The following is a 17495-nucleotide window of genomic DNA, read 5'->3' as shown; positions in this document are numbered from 1 at the left end:
CATCGCCATCGACACGCTCTCGGCCAGCTCCACGTCCTCGGCCACATCCGGCGCGGTCAGCAACGGCTCGGGCAACCACGGCCCGACGTACGACTCCCTGCGCCGGCCGAGCGTACGGAGTCGTTTGAGGGCCTGGCGGGTGGTGATGCGCACGAGGTAGGCGCGCTGGTCGCGTACGGCGTGGAGGTCGACGCCCGCCCACAGCAGCCAGGTCTCCTGGAGCACGTCTTCGGCGTCGGCGGCCGAGCCGAGCATCTCGTAGGCCACGGTGAACAGCAGGTTGCGGTGGGCGACGAAGGCCGCGGTGGCCGGGTCCACGGCGTGGTCCACGGCCCGGTCCATGGCGGGCTCCGTCCGGTCGCCGAGCGGCTGCGGCGCGTGCGTTGGTCTCTCGCTCATGCGCGGGTTTCCTGTCTGCTGGTTCTCGTCTGCTGGTTCTCGGCCGTTGCGTCCATACGATCCCGGCGCTCGCCGCTTTGTGACACCAGGGATGGGTGACGCAGGTCACACGACGGTGCCGTCACAGGTTTCGGGTGGCCGGGATCTCTTGCTCGTCAGGACGCCGCGCCGGTGCTCGGCGCGGCACATCGCGAGTGAGGAGCACACGAGTCATGAACGCAGCGCTTGAGACCCTTCGCCGTGACTTCGGCGGCGACGTCATCGAACCGGGAGCGGCGGAGTACGCGTCGGCCGGGCGGACCGCGCTGGTGCAGGGCAGTCCGGCCTGTGTCCTGCGGCCCAGGAGCGTCGGGGATGTGCGGGCGGGGGTGAGATTCGCAGCGGAGGCGGGGCTTGTGCTGTCCGTGCGGGGCGGCGGTCACGGCTTCCCGGGCTTCGGCACGAACGACGGCGGCGTGGTGATCGATCTGAGCGGGCTCGCGACGGTCGAGGTCGTCGACAAGGAGCGGCACATCGTGCGGATCGGCGGCGGCGCGACCTGGGGTCAGGTGGCGGCCGCTCTGGCCCCGCACGGGCTGGCGATCTCTTCGGGCGACACCAGGAGCGTCGGTGTCGGCGGGCTGACGTTGGGCGGCGGCATCGGCTGGAAGGTCAGGAAGCACGGCCTGGCGCTGGACAGCCTGGTCGCCGCCGAGGTGGTGACCGCCGGTGGAGAGGTCGTGCGGGCCGGCGTGGAGGACAACGCCGAGTTGTTCTGGGCTCTTCGGGGTGGCGGTGGCAACTTCGGGATCGTGACCGCGTTCGAGTTCGCGGCGCATCCGACGACGGACGTCTTCTTCGGGAAGATCGCCTTCCCCGCGCAGGAGGCCGCCGCCGTGCTCCAGGGGTGGGCCGACCTGCTGCGCGCGGCGCCGGAGGATCTGACGTCGATCGCGAACCTCGCCAATCCTCTGGCCGGTGGCCCTCTGGCGCCGATCGAGGTGCAGGTCGCCTTCGACGGGGACGACCCGCACCTCGCTGCCCGGGCGATCGATCCGATCCGCCGGCTCGGCACGGTGATCGCCGACGATGTGGCGCTGCGGCCGTACGCCGACACGCTCGTGGACGGCATGGTCGCGCCGCCGGGGATCCGCCTGTTCACCCGGAGCGGGTTCGTCGGGAGGGAGTCGGTGCCCGAGGCCCTGCGGATCCTCGCCGCGGCCGGGGCGGCGGAGGGGGCGCCGTTCATCTCCGTACGCAGCCTGGGCGGCGCGGTGGCCCGGGTGCCCGGCGACGCCACGGCGTACGCACATCGCCGGGCGGAGCTGATGATCGGGACCACGGTCGCGGGGCCGGCGCCGGTCGTGGAGGCCGCGCTGCCGGGCCTGGAGGCGATCTGGGGCAGGCTCGCGCCCCACGTGAGCGGCGCGTACGTGAACTTCCTCGCCTCGGCGGGCGAGGAGGATGTGGCGGCGGTCTATCCGCCGCGGACCTACGAGCGGCTGGCGGCGGTCAAGCGCCAGTGGGACCCCGGCAACCTGTTCGCCCGCAACCACAACGTGCGGCCTCGGTAGGCCGCCCTGCCGGGCGCGTCAGGCGGCGGTGTGGTGGTCTGCCGGCGGGTTTCGCCATGCGCCGGCGGCCACCCGGATGGGGGTGGCCGGATGGGGGTGATCAGTCCTCGGGGAGGGTGTAGTCGAGGAGGTAGTGGTGCCCGTCGCCGTCCACGCGGATGGTGCCCTCGCCGGTGAGGCCGGCCAGTTCGCCGGTGCCGCTGGTGGGGACGACCTGCCATTTCAGCCACTGTTCGCCGTTGTGGCTGCCGGCGCTGTGCTGGAGCGCGAAGGTGCCCTTGCGGCCGTGGAGGGTGCCGTCGAAGTGTTCGACGCCGACGTAGGCGGCGGGGCCTTCGGGGGTGACGACGGTGAGGATCTCGGTGGTGCTGGTGCCGGTGAGGTCGCCGTGGAAGGTCTTGGCGATGGCGTTGCGGCCGAAGGTGGCGCCCTCCTTCTCCTCGGTGGCCAGTTCGGTCCAGTTGGTGATGTCGAAGGTGCCGGTGGCGTGTCCGTTCATGTGCCCAGCGTGCCGCGTGTTCCTGTCATCTTCCGTCAGGTAGGGCGGCGCCGGGGTGATGATCGGGAGGAGAAAGTTAGGCGAATGCCGTGAAGCCCGCCACCTTGCAGCCGCTCATGACAGATGATCGGAGGCATGGGTGTTCCCCGACCGGCCGTCCCGGTCCTCGCCGGCCGGTCCGTCCAGGGCCTTCCATCGCAATGCTGATCTCGCCTTTTCCCTCCCAGGAGGGCCGCAGGACCGCGTACAAGGTGTTCGGGTCGGCCGCGACCGCCCCGCGCCGGGCACGCGCGTTCGTACGGTGCCAGTTGCGGGGGTGGGAGCTCGCGGATCTGGCCGAGACGGCGGAGCTGGTCGTCTCCGAGCTGGTGACGAACGCGGTGCGGGCGACGGACGCCGTGGTCAGCCCGCCGATGGCCTCGTCGATGTTCCCGGTGGCCCTGCGTACGGTGGCGTTGCGGGTGCGGGTGGCGCCGGGCCGGCGCAGCCTGTTCATCGAGGTGTGGGATGTCAGCGACCGCGAGCCGGTGCCGGACGGCGACGCGGGGGGTGAGCTGGGCGAAAGCGGCCGGGGGCTCGTGCTGGTCGGCAGTCTGGCCCGGCGGTGGGGTCATTATTCGGCGCCGGACCGCGGCAAGATCGTGTGGTGTGAGCTGGCCATCGCGCCGCCGGAGGAGGCGCGCTCGCCGGGGACGGCGGGTGCTCCGGCTGCGGGCCCGCAGGACGCGGCCGCCGCTGATGTGACGTCGGCGGGAGTGCCTGCGGGGACGGTTGCGGAGACCGCTGTTGAGACCGCTGTTGAGACCGTTGTGGAGGCACCGCCGGGGATGCTGCCGCGGCGGGTGCGGCGGCATCCGGTGGGCGTGCGGGATGACGGCCCGGACGAGGCGACGCTGCTGCGGGTGCTGGAGGGCCTGCGGGCGCTGGACGTGTCCGGGCCGCCCGAGCGCCGCTGATCTCCTGGCACGTCTGATCCCCCGGCACGTCGCGCGATGCCTGCCGCGCGGCTCCTGTCGCGCGGCTCCTGTCGTGCGGCTCCTGTTGCGTGGTGCCTGTTGTGTGGTGCCTAGGGGACGACGGTGACCGGCCAGCGGCCGGTGCGGACCAGGCGGAGCGCGACCGAGCCGATGAAACGGTGACCGGCCTGCGTGGAGGCGCCCACCACGACCGCGTCCGCCCGGATCTCGTCGGCGATCCTGGCGAGGACGCCGGCGGCGTCGCCGTATTCGGTGCGGAAGGTGTAGTCGACACGGGAGTGGGCGGTCTTGGCGAAGAGCTCCACCTGCGCGCGCAGGTCCGTGGCGATCTCCTCCCCCGCCTCGATCACCGAGGCCGACGCGGCCGGGACCATCGTGGTGATCGCCCCTGGGTTGGCGACGTAGACGAGGACGACGTGCGAACCCTGGCGGCGGGCGAGGCCCCAGGCGTAGGCGGCGGCGCGCAGGGAGGTCTCCGAGCCGTCGATGCCGACGAGGATCACCCGGGGGCCGTCGGTGCCCAGCTCGAACGTGTTCACGCAAGTCAGGGTACGGCTCCCCCGGGGGCGGCCGCATCCGGGCCCGGGCCCGGACGGATCTCCAGTGATCTCGGGCGGAGCCGGTGGTGGCGCGCGGCGGTTTTCGCGTGCCGCCGGGGAGGCGGGGCGGGGCCGGTCCGGGCGGCGCGGATAACCTGTTGCGGAAATGTCGGGGCCGTTGGTTAGGGTCTCGGATCGTGGCCGATCAACCTTTGATCTACGCGCGCGGCCTGGTCAAACGCTTCGGGGAGTTCACCGCTGTCGACGGGATCGATCTCGACGTTGCGCCGGGAGAGGCGTTCGGTTTCCTCGGGCCCAACGGGGCCGGCAAGTCTTCGACCATGCGGATGATCGGGTGCGTGTCCACGCCGACCACCGGTGAGCTGCGGATCCTGGGCATGGACGCGGTGCACGACGGGCCGAGGATCCGCGCGCGCCTGGGGGTGTGCCCGCAGCTCGACAATCTCGATCCCGACCTGACGGTGCGGGAGAACCTGGTGACGTACGCCCGTTATTTCGGGCTGTCGCGGGCGGAGAGCCGCAGGCGGGCCGACGAGTTGCTGGAGTTCGTGCAGCTCGGCGATCGCGCGGGCGGGAAGGTGGAGCCGCTGTCGGGAGGCATGAAGCGGCGGCTGACGATCGCGCGGGCGATGGTGAACGACCCCGATCTCGTGCTGCTCGACGAGCCCACGACGGGGCTGGACCCCCAGGCCCGTCACCTGTTGTGGGAGCGGTTGTTCCGGCTCAAGCAGCGGGGCACGACGCTGGTGCTGACGACGCATTACATGGACGAGGCCGAGCAGTTGTGCGACCGGCTGGTCGTGATGGACGGCGGCAGGATCGTGGCGGAGGGGTCGCCGAGGTCGCTGATCGAGACCTACTCGACGGCCGAGGTGGTCGAGCTGCGGTTCCCCGGCATGCCCGAGGCGGGGCCGCGACACGCGGCGGCGCTGGAGGGGGTGGGCAAGCGGGTCGATCCGCTGCCCGACCGGGTGCTGGTCTACGTGGACGACGGCGACGCCGCGCTCGCCGAGGTCCACCGGCGCGGCCTGGAGCCGTCGAGTGTGCTGGTGCGGCGGTCGACGCTGGAGGATGTGTTCCTCCATCTGACGGGCCGGACGCTGGTGGACTGAGATGGCCGTGACGCATGGGGTGCATCCGACGATCGCGGTGCTGGAGCGGCACCTGACCCTTTACCGGCGGCTGTGGCAGGCGTCGGTGTTCTCCTCGTTCGTGCTGCCGGTGCTGTTCCTGCTGAGCATCGGCATCGGCGTGGGGGGTTATATCGGCCGGGTGCAGGGGGTCGATTACCTGTCGTGGATCGTGCCGGGCGTGCTCGCCTCGACGGCCTTCCAGATCGCGGTGGGTGAGTCGACCTATTCGGTGCTGGGTGACTTCAAGTGGGTCAGGGCCTATCACGCGATGCGGGCCACACCGGTGGAGCCGATGGACATGGTCCGGGGGCATCTGCTCTACCTGGTGTTCCGGGTGGCGATCGCGGTCGTGGCCTTCCTGGTCGTGGTGGTGTTCTTCGGCGGGCTGCACTCGCCGTGGGCGCTGGTCACCCCGCTGGTGTGCGCCTTGCTGACGGTGTCGGTGGCCGCGCCGGTGACGGCGTTCGCCGCCACGATCGACCATGACAGTTACTTCTCCCTGGTGTTTCGGCTGGTGGCTCTTCCTTCGACGTTGTTCGCGGGGGTGTTCTTCCCGGTCGAGCAGCTCACGCCGGTGTTGCGCCCGCTGGCGTACGCCTCGCCGCTGTGGCATGCGGTGGAGCTGTGCCGGGCGGCGACGCTCGGCCGTGCGACGGTGTGGCCGGTTCCGGCGCATGTGGGCTATCTGCTGGTGTGGGCGGCGGCGGGTCTTTTCCTGGCGGTGCGGGCGTTCCGCCGGAGGCTGGAGGACTGATGGTGACGACGCTGGTGGCGTCCCGGGTCTCCCCCGGCCGGGTGGGCGCCGTCATCGGCCGCAACGTAGGGGCGCTGCGTTCCGGGCCGTCGTACTGGATCGTGCTGCTGTCGGGTTTCTTCGAGCCGCTGCTGTATCTGCTGTCGATCGGTGTCGGCGTCGGCGCGCTGGTCGGTGACCTGACGGTGGACGGGCGGACCATGTCGTACGCGTCGTTCGTCGCGCCGGCGATGCTGGCGGTGTCGGCGATGTCGGGGGCCCTGGCCGAGACGACGTACAACTTTTTTTTCAAGCTGAAATACATGAAGACGTTCGAGGCGGTGCTGGCGACGCCGGTGCGGCCCGTCGAGGTCGCGGTGGGCGAGCTGGTGTGGTCGATCGTCCGGGGTTCGCTCTACACCGTGATCTTCCTGGTCGTGATGGTGGCGATGGGGCTGGCCGAGCCCGGTTGGGCGGTGGCGGCGTTTCCGGCGACCGTGCTCGTGGGGCTGGCCTTCGGCGGGCTGGGGATGGCGGTCAGCACGCTGATGCGCGGCTGGCAGGACTTCGACCTGATGGGCACCGGGCAGTTCGCGTTGTTCCTGTTCTCCGGGACGTTCTCCCCTGTGCAGGACTATCCGGTCGGGGTCGAGGTGCTGATCCAGGTCACGCCGCTCTACCACGCGGTGGAGCTGGTGCGGGGCCTGTGCATGGGTGTGCTGGGGTGGGGGCTGGTGGGGCATGCGGTCTACCTGGCCGCGCTGGCCGTGGCGGGGGTCTGGTTCGCCTCCCGGCGCCTGACCCGGGTGCTGTGCGACTGACGATGTGAACCACACGACGTCGGCCACCCCATGTCGGCCACCCCATGTCGGCCACCCCATGTCGGCCACACGATGTCCGCCACACGATGTCGGGCACATGATGCGAACCTGGCGGTGAACCCGGTGGTGAACAGGGCGCGGCCGATGGCGCCGCCGCGCCACGCCCGCCGCTGGCGCCAAAGTTCCGGCGTTCGGTCGTTCCGGCGCTCAGGCGGCGGACGGGTCGATCCGTACGCGGTCGCTGTCGCCGTCCGACAGGAACGCCGCCAGCGACCTCCCCTCCTCGATGACGGCGGCGTGTTCTGAGCGCGACAGGCGGCGCAGCGGGGTGACGGTCACGGTGCCGACTGTGGTGCCGGCTGTGGCACCTGCTGTGGCGTCCCAGGTCGCGGAGACCCGGCCGTCCGCCAGGACGACGCGGGCGCCGGCGACCGACAGGCCGCGGTGGGCGTCGTCCACGATGCGGCTGCGGTCGTGGTAGCCGAGGATCGCGTTGTCGAACGCCGGCAGGAAGCGCACGGGGGCGGGGGTGCCGGGGTCGGGGCGCGGCGCGTCGGGCAGGTCCAGCAGTTGCCGGCCCCGCTCGTCGCGGAAGGCGACGAGCTCTCCGCGTACGGCGTCGACCGCGGCGGGCAGCCCGGCCAGGCCGCACCAGGCGCGCAGGTCGGCGGAGGTGGCGGGCCCGAAGGCGGCCAGATAGCGGCGGACCAGCGCCTGACCGGCCGGGTCGGACCCGTCCGCAGGCAGCGGGGCGATGTCGCGTCCCAGCCAGGTGGCGAGGGGGAGGTTGCGTACCCCCGCTTTGGTGCGCCACAGTCCGCGCGGGGGCAGCTGGGCCATGGGGATGAGCGCGGCGACGAGCAGCTCGCCCAGGGCCCTGCGTGGTGGGGCGGGCCGGCGGACGGCGAGCGCGTCGACGAGCTCGGCCATCGTGCGGGGCCGTCCGTCGGCCATGACCTCCCGGCCGGCCGCCGCCACTTCGTCCGGGTCGAGCCCGGCAAGTTCCCGGCGGTAGGTGGTGAGCACCCGCCGGCGCAGCATGGTGTCGTGCCGGGAGCGCCAGGCCAGCGCGTCGGCGGCGGTGACGAGGTGGACGGTGCGGCGCATCAGGTGGGTGCGCACCACGTGCCGCCCGGTCAGCAGGCCGTCCAGGGTCGCGGGGCGGAAGTCGCGCACCCGCGACCACAGTCCGGCGAACGGCTCCTGCGGTTCCTGTGCCTGCATGCCGCACAGGTGCGCGATGACGTCGAGTGCCGGTGCGCCGGTGCGGTCGAGCAGGAACTGCCGGGCGAGCGTGGCGCGGTTGAGCGCGCGGTTGTCGAGGACGGTCATGGCGTCGCGGGTGTGCTCAGCCGTTGTAGGGGGCCGCGACGTCGAGGACCCAGACGACGCCGAAGGGGTCCTTGAGCATGCCGTAGAGTGGTGCCCACTGCGCGGGTTCGAGCGGCCGCACGATGGTGGAGCGGGCGGCCATCCTGTGCCACAGGGCGGTGATCTCGTCGGTGTCGTCGCCGCGTACGGAGACGAAGACGGCGTTCTCGCCCGGGTTCCAGGGTGTGTGGGAGGGCACGTCGTAGGCCATGACGTGGAAGCCGTTGTCCGCGGTCACCTGGCCCCACATCACCCAGTCCGCTTCGCCGGGGTTCTGGGGGTTGCCCGCGTCCTTGTAGGTGATGGCGACGACGTTTCCGCCGAAGACGGAGTGATAGAAGCCGAGCGCCGCGCGGGCGTCGCCGTGGAAGTTCAGGTGGGTCGTGGTGGTGATGGACATGGTGGCTCCTCGCCTTGCGATCTGTCGTACACACGCCGGAAGCGGCCGGGCATGCGTCGTCGGCCGGCGTCGATGACCTCACGGTTTCAGGGGTAGCGGACAGCATGCGTCCTCTTCTTGAGCAGGATGGGTGTCATGCCGAAGACGTCCGCGCGGCTGCTCGCGCTTTTGTCGCTGCTGCAGGCCCGCCGCAACTGGTCGGGTGAGGAGCTGGCCGGGCGGCTGGGCGTCAGCACGCGTACGGTCCGCCGTGACGTCGACCGTCTGCGTGAGCTCGGTTATCCGATCACGACTTTCAAGGGGCCCGACGGCGGATATCAGCTGGAGGCCGGTTCGCGGCTGCCCCCGTTGCTGTTCGACGACGATCAGGCCGTCGCCCTGGCCGTGGCGCTTCAGACGGTCACCACGACGGGCGCCGGCGTCGGGGAAGCGGCGGCGCGTGCGTTGAACACCGTCCGGCAGGTCATGCCCGCGCGGCTGCGTCACCGGATCGACACCTTCCAGGTCACCGCCGTCGAGCGGCCCGCGACGCGGCCGGACGTACGGGTCGACGGCAGCGTGCTCGTGGCGCTCAGCGCGGCGGTCCATGCCGGTGAGGTGCTGCGTTTCGACTACGCGGCCGCGTTCTCGCCGCAAGCGGGTGACGGCGGGGTGCCGGCGCCGCCGCGCCGGGTGGAGCCGCATCATCTGGTCACCTGGGGTGGGCGCTGGTATCTGGTCGCCTGGGATCTCGACCGGGAGGATTGGCGCACCTTCCGTGCCGACCGGATGGCGCCGCGCTCCCCCACGGGGCCGCGTTTCGCGTCGCGCGAGGTGCCCGGAGGTGATGTGGCCGCTTTCGTGGCCGAGAGGTTCCGGGGCTTCGACGGGTCGGGTGACTGGCTCTGCCGCGGTGAGGTGGTCCTCGGCCTGCCTGCCGCCGTGGTGTCTGCGTACGTGCGGGACGGTGTCGTGGAGGAGCTGGGCCCGGGCCGTTGCCGGCTCGTCCTCGGCTCGTGGTCGTGGCACGGCCTGGCCGCCGCCATCGGCAGGTTCGACGCCGAGATCGAGGTCGTCGGCCCGGCCGAGCTGAGGGAGGCGTTCGCGCACCTGGCCCGCCGTTATGCCAGGGCCGCGGGCGGCGCGTCCGCGTCCCCGCTCCCCGGCCGCCTCGACCCGCCCCCGGCGTCGTAGTCAGGGCACCGGCCGCCGGCTTCACCCTCAGCCGCCCCTACACCGGCCCCCTCGTCGTCTGCCGGGATGGGCCGGGTGCCTGTGGCGAGGCGCCCCGCGGAGTGCTGCCCGCCCCGGTGCGGGTCAGCGATCGTCGAGGGTGCGCTTTTGCGGGTGGATCGTCTCGCCGCGGGCGAGCATGCCGACGAACTGGGCGATACGGCGGGCCCGGGTCTCGGCGCGTTTGGCGTTGGCGACCCGATAGAGGACGGCGTAGCGGTTCTGGGCGGTGAGGATGTCGAACATCGCCTGTGCTCCGGGATCGGCGGCCAGTGCGGCGGCCAGGTCGGCGGGCACCTCGATGCCGGCCTGGCCCGCGTAGGCCGCCTCCCAGCGGCCGTCGGCCTTGGCGCGTTCGACCTCGGCCGTTCCGGCCGGGTGCATCCGGCCCTCGCCGATCAGGCGGGTGACGATGGAAACGTTCCGCTCCGACCAGGCGCTTTGCCGTCCGCGAGGGGTGAAGCGCCGGAAGAAGGTGGTCTCGTCCCGCCGTCGTAGCCGGCCGTCGATCCAGCCGTGGCACAGGGCCTCGTCGAGCGCCTGGTCGTACGTCAGACTGGTGGGCCGGGTCGTGTTCTGCTTGGCGAGGACCAGCCACACCCCTGCCGAGCCGTCGTGGTGCTCGCCGAGCCACTCCCTCCAGGCCCGGGCGTCGGTGACGGTCAGTTCCGGGAGTTCGTCGCTCATCGTCGTGTGCCCCCTGGTGATCCGCCCGCCGTCACCAGGCCGTGCCGGCCGGTTCCCGGAGCGTGTGGTTGATCCGGTTGAAGAAGTTGGTGAGCGCGATGTTGAGGATGATCGCGGACAGCTCGTTCCGGCCGAACTGGGCGGTGACGTCGTCCCAGATGTCGTCGGTCACGCCCGGCGCGCCGTCCTGGATCCGGGTGGCGGCCTCGGTCAGCGCGAGCGCCGCCCGCTCGGCCTCACTGGAGAACGGCGCCTCCCGCCAGGCCACCACACCGTGCAGCCGCTCGTCGTTCTCCCCATGCTTCCTCGCCGACGCGACCCCGGCGTACACGCAGGCGCTGCAGCCGTTGATCTGGCCGGCCCGCAGATGGACCAGCTCGAGCACGCGCAGGTCCACGCCACCGGCGTGGACGGCCTTGAACAGGTGCTGGATCGCGGTGGTCACGTCGGGGTTCGCCACGCTCTTCATGCGTGCTTCCATGGGTTGTGCCCCTCGTCTGTCGCGTGCGCCCCCGCCCGGGGCCCGTCATTCCAAGGCACCCCGGCAGCGGTCATCGTCGTCGTGGACTTTCCGGCCGGGAGGTTCTCGGCCGTGCCGGCGACGTTACGGGATGACCCGGTCAGAAACGGTCCTGGTTATCGAGCAGACTGTGAGCCGTGGTCAACACCTCGGCGCGGCTGCTGCGGCTGCTGTCTTTGCTGTCGGCGCGGCCGTCGTGGACGTGCGCGGATCTCGCCGCCCGGCTGGAGATCACCGAGCGGACGGTGCGCCGGGACATCGCCCGGCTGCGTGAGCTCGGCTATGGCATCGAATCGGAGATGGGCCCGTGGGGCGGCTATCACCTCGGGCCCGGGGCCGGCATTCCGCCGCTGATCCTTGACGAGGAGGAGGCCCTCGCGGTCGCCGTCGGGTTGCGCACCGCCGCGTTCAGCGGGGTCTCGGGAAGCGACCAGGCGGCCCTGTCGGCGCTGCTGAAACTCCGCCAGGTGCTGCCGGCCGGGATCGCGGCCCGGCTCGGCGAGCTGGACGGCGCGTTCACCCACACCGCGCACCCCGACGACGGCCAGATCTCCCCCGCGCTGCTGCTCGATCTGGCCACCGCGTGCCGGCGCGGCGAACGCACCCGCTTGGCCTACCGCGACGGCGCCGGGACGACGTCCACGCGACACGTGGATCCTTATCGGCTCATCTACACGGGCCGCCGCTGGTATCTGCTCGCCTACGACCTGACGCGGCAGGACTGGCGCACGTTCCGTACGGAGCGGATCGTGGACGCCGCCGCCACCGGGCGGGCTGCGGCCCTGCCCGACCCGCCGGATCCGGCGCAGACGGTCGGTACGGGCATCGCGCGGAGGCCCTATCCGGTGCGGGTGACCGTGCGCCTGGCCGTACCGGCCGACGAGGCCCGCAGGCTGGTGCCGTCGACGGTCGGCGTCCACCGCCCGGACGGCGATGACGCCACGATCGTCGACATCGGCGGGCCGGACGCCGACAGCCTGGCCCGCTATCTGCTCAGCCTCGGCCGGCCGCTGCGGATCCTGCACCCGGAGGAGGTCCGCCAGGCGTTCCTGGCCCGGACCCGGCGGCTTCTCGAGGACAACCGGTGACCCGGGCCGGGTGTCAGTGGCCGGGGCCTTGCCCGGTGACGCGGTCGGTGAGCAGGTCGGTGACCGAGCGTGGCATCGCGGAAACCCGTCAGCGACGAGGAGGTGTCTCGCTCGCGCACTGACGGGTTTCCGTTTCGTTCTGGCACTTCTTGGCGCCTTTCGGGGCGTTTTCCGGGAGTTTCCGGCCCTCCAGTCGCGGAAGAGTTCCGCCGCGCGCGGTTCGCCTGCTTGTTCTCCGGCTCCCGCGCAGCGGCGAGACGGCCGGCACGTGGCGGTTGGTGACTCGTCCGCTAACGAGAGGCCATGGAGGCGAGGAGGCGGAGTTTCTCGTCGCTCTCGCTGCCCTGATCGGCGTAGTAGAGCACCAGGAGCAGGTCGTCCACGGGGAGTTTGTCCCGGTGCAGGCGCAGCTCGCCGATGATGGGATGGTTGACGGTGGTGGTGCCGCCGTCGAGGGTGCGGATGTCGTGGCGCGCCCAGAGCGTACGGAAGCGCTCGCTCGACAGGGCGAGCTCGCCCACCAGTTCCACGAACCGCGGGTTGTCGATGTCGTCCCCGGCGTACTTCCTGAAGGCGGCGATGAAGCCTTCCGCGGAGCGTGTCCAGTCCTGCTGGAACGCCTGCTCCTCGGGATCGAGCAGCAGAGACCGCAGCCGGTTGTACCCGGGCTGGAGGCGCGGAGAGAGCGCGACCGCGAGCCGGTTGGAGGCGAGCACGTCGAACGCGCGCCCCTCCACGAAGGCGGGAACCTGCACGCTCGCCAGGAGCTGGTGCAACCGCGCGGGGACGCGTTCGGGCTTCCTGCGCCGCCGGGATTTCGGGCGTGCGGCGGCCAGGCCGAGAAGGTATTCCTGTTCGACCTCGTCGAGATGCAGGACCCGCGCGAGCGATTCGAGCACCTGCGTTGAGGGATTCTTGTCGCGGCCGCGCTCCAGCCGCAGGTAGTAGTCGGCGCTGATGCCCGCGAGCATGGCGACCTCTTCACGGCGGAGCCCGGGTACGCGCCGGTTCGGCCCCGGCGCGAGCCCGGCCTGCTGCGGGGTGACCAGGGCCCGGCGGGCGCGGAGGTAGTCGCCGAGCAGGTTGGCGCGGTCGTCGGTCATGCCCGCCATCGTATTTCGGACTTTTCTGACCAAGGGGGCCCTGACAGGACCCCGGAAGACGGGGGCACTGCCCCCGGCCGGAGCGCGAATCGACACTGAAGACGCCGCGGCGCAGCGCCGACCGGCCTTGCCACCGACCCGCCCTGAGCAGGAGAAATCCATGGACATCACCAACCGCACCGTCTTCATCGCCGGCGCCACGTCGGGAATCGGGCTCGAACTCGCCCGCCGCTTCGCCGCGGCCGGCAGCTCCGTGATCGTCGGCGGCCGGCGAGCGGACCTGCTCGGCCGGCTCGCGGCCGAGGGGTTCGGCACCGTTCCCATCGACGTGACCGACCAGGACAGTGTCGATCGTGCCCGCGACGCGGTGCTCCGCGGTCACCCGGGCCTCGACACGATCGTGACGATGTCGGGGGTCATGATCCCCGAGGACCTGCGCGATCCCGCGCATTTCAGCGTCGCGCAGCAGACGATCGACACCAACCTGCTCGGCACCATCCGCGTCATCGACGCGTTCACCCCGCACCTGGTCGGGCGCGGCGCCGGCGCCGTCATCACGGTCAGCTCGGGCATCGGGTTCCTGCCGTTCCCGCTCATGCCGACGTACGCGGCGTCGAAAGCCGGTGTGCACGCCTACACCGAGGCGTTGCGCGCGCAGCTGGACGGCACGGGCGTCGAGGTGGCCGAGCTGGTTCCCCCGGCCGTCGCCACCACGCCCGAGCAGGCGCGGATCAACCCCCGCGCGCTCGACCTCGCCGCGTTCGCCACCGAGGTGATGGACCTGCTCCAGACCGACCCCACGCCCCACGAGATCCTGGTCAAGGGCGTGCTGATGCACCGGTGGGCCGAGCGCGACGGCACGTACGCCGATCTGGTCGCGCAGCGGTCGAAGGCGCTCGCGACGCTCCCGGGCCGTCGGTAGGCCCCTCCCGTACGTCAGGACACGCAGAGGCAGAACTCGTTGCCTTCGGGATCCCGCCAGACCTGCCAGAGATCCTCGTGCATCTCCCCCACCGGGGTGGCCCCGAGCGCGGCGGCGCGGGCGGCCGCGGCGGCGAAGTCGTCGGCGACCAGATCCAGGTGGACGCGGTTCTTCACGGTCTTGGGCTCGCGGACGCGTTGCAGGGCCAGGCCGGGGCCCAGGCTGATCCAGTCGTCCTCGCGGCGGGTGATGTCCCGCTCCAGCAGGCGGCTCCAGAACGCGGCGAGCCCGTCGAGGTCGTTGGCGTCGATGACCACGCCACCCAGGCGAATGCTCATAGCTCCCTCTCGGCGTACGGACCGATCAGGCCGGGCCCGGTTGTCCGGGCCGGGCCGGATCTCGACCATGGCAGAAGGGGGATCTTGCGAGGAAGAGCGAGGGAGCGTGAGCATGACCCCGGTTGTCGTACGCCGTCTCAGTGGCGAGGACTGGCGCACCTGGCGGCTGCTGCGCCTGGCGGCGCTCGCCGGCGCGCCCGAAATCTTCCACGGCGGCCTGGCGTGGGATCTCGACCGGGCCGTGACGGACTACGTCGGCCGGCTGCGGGCGGGCAATCCCCGCTGATCCCCGCCTGCGACCTGCTGATCCTTTCGTAGGGGGAGCCGCGCACGAGGGATAATGCCAGGCATGTACCGGGAGAGGGCCTCGCGGGTGCCGGACGCGGTGCTGTGGTGGAGCACCTCCCCCGGCTCGGCGGCCGGTGAGCGGCGGGTGCTGCCGGACGGGTGCATGGACGTGATCTGGGCGGACGGCGCGCTGCTGGTGGCGGGGCCGGACACCGCCGCGCACGTGGTGACCGACCGGCCCGGCGCCCGCTATGTGGGGCTGCGTTTCGGCCCGGGCACCGGCCCGATGGTCTTCGGGGTCCCGGCGCACGAGCTGCGCGACCAGCGGGTGCCGCTGGCCGACCTGTGGCCGGGCGCCGAGGCGCGGCGGCTGGCGGAGCGGGCCGGGGAGGCCGCCGACGTTCTCGCACGTCTGGGCGCGGTGCTGGAGGAGGAGGCGGCGCGCCGCCTGGGCACGGCGCCCCGCCGCGTCGACGCCGCTCTCGTCGGAGCGGTCGTCGAGGGCGTGCGCGCGGGCCTGCCGGTCGCGCGGATCGCCGCGGACGCGGGTGTCGGCGAACGGCGGTTGCACCGCAGGTGCCTGGACGCGTTCGGGTACGGGCCGCGCACGCTCGGCCGCATCCTGCGGATGAACCGTGCGGTGGACCTGGCCCGCGGGGGCACGCCGCCGGCCGTGGTGGCCGCCGTGACCGGGTACGCCGACCAGGCCCACCTGTCTCGTGAGGTGAGGTCGCTGACCGGCGTGACCCTCGGCGCGCTGATCCGCTGACCACCGGGCCCTCCGGCCCGGTGGAGCCCGTCAGGTGGTGGGCAGGGCGGCGAACAGGTCCACGCCGTTGCCGTCCGGGTCGTGCACGACGGCGTAGCGCTGCCCCCAGAACGCGTCCCACGGTTTGAGGTGTCCTTCGTAGCCGGCCGCGACGAGGTCCTCGTACAGGCGGTCGACCTCCGCGGGGGTGTCGCAGCGGAAGGCGAGGCTGACGCGGGGCCCGCCGCTCGCGGGCGACCAGGAGGAGTCGAAGGACCGGACGGTCTCCGTGGTGTCCCACGCGAGACGCAGCCCGCCGGGAAGGGTCACCTCGACGTGAGGCTCGGTGTCGGCGGAGGGCGGGATGTCCAGCCCGAGCCGGCGGTAGAAGGACAGGGAGGCGGCCATGTCGGTCACGACCAGGCCGATGAGATCGAACGTCGGTGCCATGACGCCCACGCTAGGAGACGGGCGGGCCGGCCGTCTTGAACGTATCGGACACGCGCCGGGGTGGCGCACGCGCGTCGATGCGGCGCGGTGTCACGATGCTTGGTCAGAGGTGACCTCGGCAGGCAGGGGGACGGCGCCGGGGTCGGGGGTTGCGGCGACGTCGTGGTGTGGCCGGGCCAGTGCCGCGGCGATGGCCACCGTGCCTGCGGCGCACACGGCGGCCGCTCCGTGCAGCGCGGCCCGGCGATGACGGCGGCGGAGGTGTCCGGGCCGATCACGGTGAGCCAGGCGTTTCCGCCGGCGAGCAACGCCAAGGAGATCGTGATCAGCACGCGGGTCGGCATGCCCCGGTTCACCAGCCCACCGGCCAGGGGCGGAGCCAGGAGCACCGGTGCGGTCATCAACAGCAGCATCGTTCCGGCGCGCTGCGGGGAGAAGCCGCTCGCACCCACCAGGTACGTGGGCAGGTAGGTCAGCAGCGTCACGAAGCCGAACGCCGCGACCACGGGCACCATGCACAACGCCAGGAATCGGCGGTTCTTCACCAGCGACAGGTCGAGCAGCGGGGCGGAGGCACGCGCCTGAAGGACGACGAAGACCACCAGCAGGCCCACGCCGGCGACCAGCGGCGAGAGCGTACCGGCGCTGGCCCAGCCCCATTCCGGGCCCTGGACCACGCCCAGAACCAACGCGCCCAGGCCGGCGACGAACACCACCGCGCCGGTCACGTTCAGGCGGGGACGCTGCTCGGCACGCGATTCGGCGACGTAACCGACGCCGGCCAGCGCCACAACCACCAAAGCGGCGTACAGCCCGAAGGTGGCGCGCCAGCCCAGCGCGCCGACCAGCCTGCCCGACAGGGCCGGCCCGACCGCCACTCCGAGCCCGGCGGCGCTGCCGAGCGCCGCGAACGCGCGGGTGCGCCCGCGCCGTCGAAGGTAGTGGCCAAGATCGCACCGCCGCTGGCGAACACCCCGGCCGCACCGATGCCCGACAGGGCGCGGGCCGGGTCCAGCAGGACGATGCCGGGGGCGGCCGCCGAGGCCAGCGAACCGGCGGCGAACAGCCCCGCGCCGGCCAGGAAGATGCGGCGGCGTCCCACCAGGTCGGCCGCTGACCCGGTCACCAGCATGAACGAGGCGAACGTCAGGTTGTAGGCGTTCATGACCCATTGCAGCGGCGCGCCCGCGGTATGCAGGTCCGCGCCGATGCCGGGCGGCGCCACGGCTGCACCGGAGATGGACATCGGCACGTTGATGAAGGCGAGCAGCACCACCGCCAGCGTGATCGACGGCCCGCTCATCGAGGCACTCCGCGTGGCGTTGAACACCACCTTGAGCGCCATGGACCCCGACTGGGATCGCCGCTTCCTGGCCGCCCGCGAGCTGTCGGAAGCCGTCCCCGCGCTGCAGGCGCACAGCCTGGGCTACTGCCACGACACCACCCTGGCCCTGGTCAATGTGGTGAGCGGCCGCGCCGATGTCGACGAGGTGCGCGTCCGGCTGGCCGTAGAGATCTTCGTGGCCGCCTGGCGCACGGCTTCCCTGCGGTGGACGGTGCAGGGCGGCCACGGCGGCCGCGACGCGTTGCTGAACCTAGGGCGCGTATCGGGTTGTGATCAATTTGTGGGATTCGCCTGTCCGTCGTGGCCTGATCCGGTAGATCGGCGTGTGTGACGCGTGCGCAGCTGACG

At 72.0% G+C, this 17495-nt stretch carries 21 protein-coding genes and 1 pseudogene; 11 read left to right on the top strand and 11 right to left on the bottom strand.

All coding sequences use genetic code 11. The features are described 5' to 3' along the window. On the bottom strand, positions 1-342 hold a 342-nt coding region (locus FLV34_RS37095), incomplete at its 3' end, for a sigma factor (protein WP_315985226.1). Between the two features lie 269 nt (positions 343-611). Between FLV34_RS37095 and FLV34_RS37090 the strand changes: the two genes are divergently transcribed. Beyond that, positions 612-1952, top strand: coding sequence for an FAD-binding oxidoreductase (locus tag FLV34_RS37090; RefSeq protein WP_147945355.1), 1341 nt, complete (start codon positions 612-614; stop codon positions 1950-1952). Between the two features lie 100 nt (positions 1953-2052). On the opposite strand, the gene FLV34_RS37085 is transcribed toward FLV34_RS37090, so the two are convergent. Further along, positions 2053-2451, bottom strand: coding sequence for a DUF3224 domain-containing protein (locus FLV34_RS37085; RefSeq protein WP_142650976.1), 399 nt, complete (start codon positions 2449-2451; stop codon positions 2053-2055). Positions 2452-2651: 200 nt separating this feature from the next. Between FLV34_RS37085 and FLV34_RS37080 the strand changes: the two genes are divergently transcribed. Continuing rightward, positions 2652-3407, top strand: a complete 756-nt coding sequence (locus FLV34_RS37080) for an ATP-binding protein (protein ID WP_147945354.1) — start codon at positions 2652-2654, stop codon at positions 3405-3407. A gap of 110 nt (positions 3408-3517) precedes the next feature. On the opposite strand, the gene FLV34_RS37075 is transcribed toward FLV34_RS37080, so the two are convergent. Next, the gene (locus FLV34_RS37075) at positions 3518-3967 is read right to left on the bottom strand and encodes a universal stress protein (RefSeq protein ID WP_142650978.1); all 450 of its coding nucleotides are present in this window, start codon (positions 3965-3967) and stop codon (positions 3518-3520) included. A gap of 197 nt (positions 3968-4164) precedes the next feature. Between FLV34_RS37075 and FLV34_RS37070 the strand changes: the two genes are divergently transcribed. From FLV34_RS37070 to FLV34_RS37060, 3 genes are read left to right on the top strand one after another with little or no spacing between them, the layout of a single operon-like run. After that, positions 4165-5100 (top strand): ABC transporter ATP-binding protein, encoded by a 936-nt coding sequence (locus FLV34_RS37070; protein WP_221890000.1) that lies wholly within the window; start codon positions 4165-4167, stop codon positions 5098-5100. A gap of 1 nt (position 5101) precedes the next feature. Beyond that, a complete protein-coding gene (locus FLV34_RS37065) occupies positions 5102-5875 on the top strand; it encodes an ABC transporter permease (protein ID WP_147945353.1) in 774 nt (257 codons plus the stop codon). Next, positions 5875-6675 (top strand): ABC transporter permease, encoded by an 801-nt coding sequence (locus FLV34_RS37060; RefSeq protein WP_142650980.1) that lies wholly within the window; start codon positions 5875-5877, stop codon positions 6673-6675. Before FLV34_RS37065 ends, FLV34_RS37060 begins: the two co-directional genes overlap by 1 nt. Positions 6676-6882: 207 nt before the next feature. Here the strand turns inward: FLV34_RS37060 and FLV34_RS37055 are convergent, their stop codons facing one another. Next, the gene (locus FLV34_RS37055) at positions 6883-8007 is read right to left on the bottom strand and encodes a winged helix DNA-binding domain-containing protein (protein WP_147945352.1); all 1125 of its coding nucleotides are present in this window, start codon (positions 8005-8007) and stop codon (positions 6883-6885) included. Positions 8008-8023: 16 nt separating this feature from the next. Then, positions 8024-8446 carry a VOC family protein gene (locus FLV34_RS37050; protein ID WP_142650982.1) on the bottom strand — a complete coding sequence of 141 codons (423 nt, stop codon included), beginning with the start codon at positions 8444-8446 and terminating at the stop codon, positions 8024-8026. Positions 8447-8581: 135 nt separating this feature from the next. Between FLV34_RS37050 and FLV34_RS37045 the strand changes: the two genes are divergently transcribed. Then, on the top strand, positions 8582-9619 hold the full coding sequence (locus FLV34_RS37045; protein ID WP_147945351.1) for a YafY family protein: 1038 nt from the start codon (positions 8582-8584) through the stop codon (positions 9617-9619). 123 nt (positions 9620-9742) lie between these two features. Here FLV34_RS37045 and FLV34_RS37040 read toward each other — a convergent pair whose 3' ends face one another. Together FLV34_RS37040 and FLV34_RS37035 are read right to left on the bottom strand one after the other, a co-directional pair. Then, entirely contained in the window at positions 9743-10345 is a 603-nt protein-coding gene (locus FLV34_RS37040) for a YdeI family protein (RefSeq protein ID WP_147945350.1), read from the bottom strand. 31 nt (positions 10346-10376) lie between these two features. Beyond that, positions 10377-10814, bottom strand: coding sequence for a carboxymuconolactone decarboxylase family protein (locus tag FLV34_RS37035; protein ID WP_315985225.1), 438 nt, complete (start codon positions 10812-10814; stop codon positions 10377-10379). Positions 10815-11002: 188 nt separating this feature from the next. Here FLV34_RS37035 and FLV34_RS37030 point away from each other — a divergent pair, with 188 nt between their 5' ends. Further along, positions 11003-11953: a YafY family protein gene (locus FLV34_RS37030; protein WP_147945348.1), complete on the top strand. Its 951-nt coding sequence runs from the start codon at positions 11003-11005 to the stop codon at positions 11951-11953. Between the two features lie 290 nt (positions 11954-12243). Here the strand turns inward: FLV34_RS37030 and FLV34_RS37025 are convergent, their stop codons facing one another. After that, positions 12244-13056: a helix-turn-helix domain-containing protein gene (locus FLV34_RS37025; RefSeq protein WP_142650987.1), complete on the bottom strand. Its 813-nt coding sequence runs from the start codon at positions 13054-13056 to the stop codon at positions 12244-12246. Between the two features lie 160 nt (positions 13057-13216). On the opposite strand from FLV34_RS37025, the gene FLV34_RS37020 reads away from it, so the two are divergent. Beyond that, the gene (locus FLV34_RS37020) at positions 13217-13978 is read left to right on the top strand and encodes an SDR family oxidoreductase (protein ID WP_142650988.1); all 762 of its coding nucleotides are present in this window, start codon (positions 13217-13219) and stop codon (positions 13976-13978) included. Between the two features lie 14 nt (positions 13979-13992). Here FLV34_RS37020 and FLV34_RS37015 read toward each other — a convergent pair whose 3' ends face one another. Further along, the gene (locus FLV34_RS37015; protein WP_142650989.1) at positions 13993-14316 is read right to left on the bottom strand and encodes a VOC family protein; all 324 of its coding nucleotides are present in this window, start codon (positions 14314-14316) and stop codon (positions 13993-13995) included. Positions 14317-14428: 112 nt separating this feature from the next. Here FLV34_RS37015 and FLV34_RS40950 point away from each other — a divergent pair, with 112 nt between their 5' ends. Together FLV34_RS40950 and FLV34_RS37010 are read left to right on the top strand one after the other, a co-directional pair. Continuing rightward, positions 14429-14602 (top strand): hypothetical protein, encoded by a 174-nt coding sequence (locus FLV34_RS40950; RefSeq protein WP_187280832.1) that lies wholly within the window; start codon positions 14429-14431, stop codon positions 14600-14602. A 63-nt stretch (positions 14603-14665) separates the two neighbouring features. Continuing rightward, positions 14666-15373 (top strand): helix-turn-helix domain-containing protein, encoded by a 708-nt coding sequence (locus FLV34_RS37010; RefSeq protein ID WP_185949074.1) that lies wholly within the window; start codon positions 14666-14668, stop codon positions 15371-15373. Positions 15374-15403: 30 nt separating this feature from the next. On the opposite strand, the gene FLV34_RS37005 is transcribed toward FLV34_RS37010, so the two are convergent. Together FLV34_RS37005 and FLV34_RS37000 are read right to left on the bottom strand one after the other, a co-directional pair. Then, positions 15404-15802 carry a VOC family protein gene (locus tag FLV34_RS37005; RefSeq protein WP_142650991.1) on the bottom strand — a complete coding sequence of 133 codons (399 nt, stop codon included), beginning with the start codon at positions 15800-15802 and terminating at the stop codon, positions 15404-15406. Further along, positions 15766-17048: pseudogene (locus FLV34_RS37000) on the bottom strand (MFS transporter). The gene FLV34_RS37005 and the pseudogene FLV34_RS37000 overlap by 37 nt, the downstream one beginning before the upstream one ends. A 97-nt stretch (positions 17049-17145) precedes the next feature. Here FLV34_RS37000 and FLV34_RS36990 point away from each other — a divergent pair. Next, positions 17146-17478, top strand: coding sequence for a hypothetical protein (locus FLV34_RS36990; RefSeq protein ID WP_261986043.1), 333 nt, complete (start codon positions 17146-17148; stop codon positions 17476-17478). Positions 17479-17495: the final 17 nt, after the last annotated feature.

Source organism: Microbispora sp. CSR-4 (assembly GCF_008033685.1).
Taxonomy (GTDB): Bacteria; Actinomycetota; Actinomycetes; order Streptosporangiales; family Streptosporangiaceae; genus Microbispora.
Note: the sequence above shows the minus strand (reverse complement) of the source record. Positions and strands in the feature narration are given on the sequence as shown.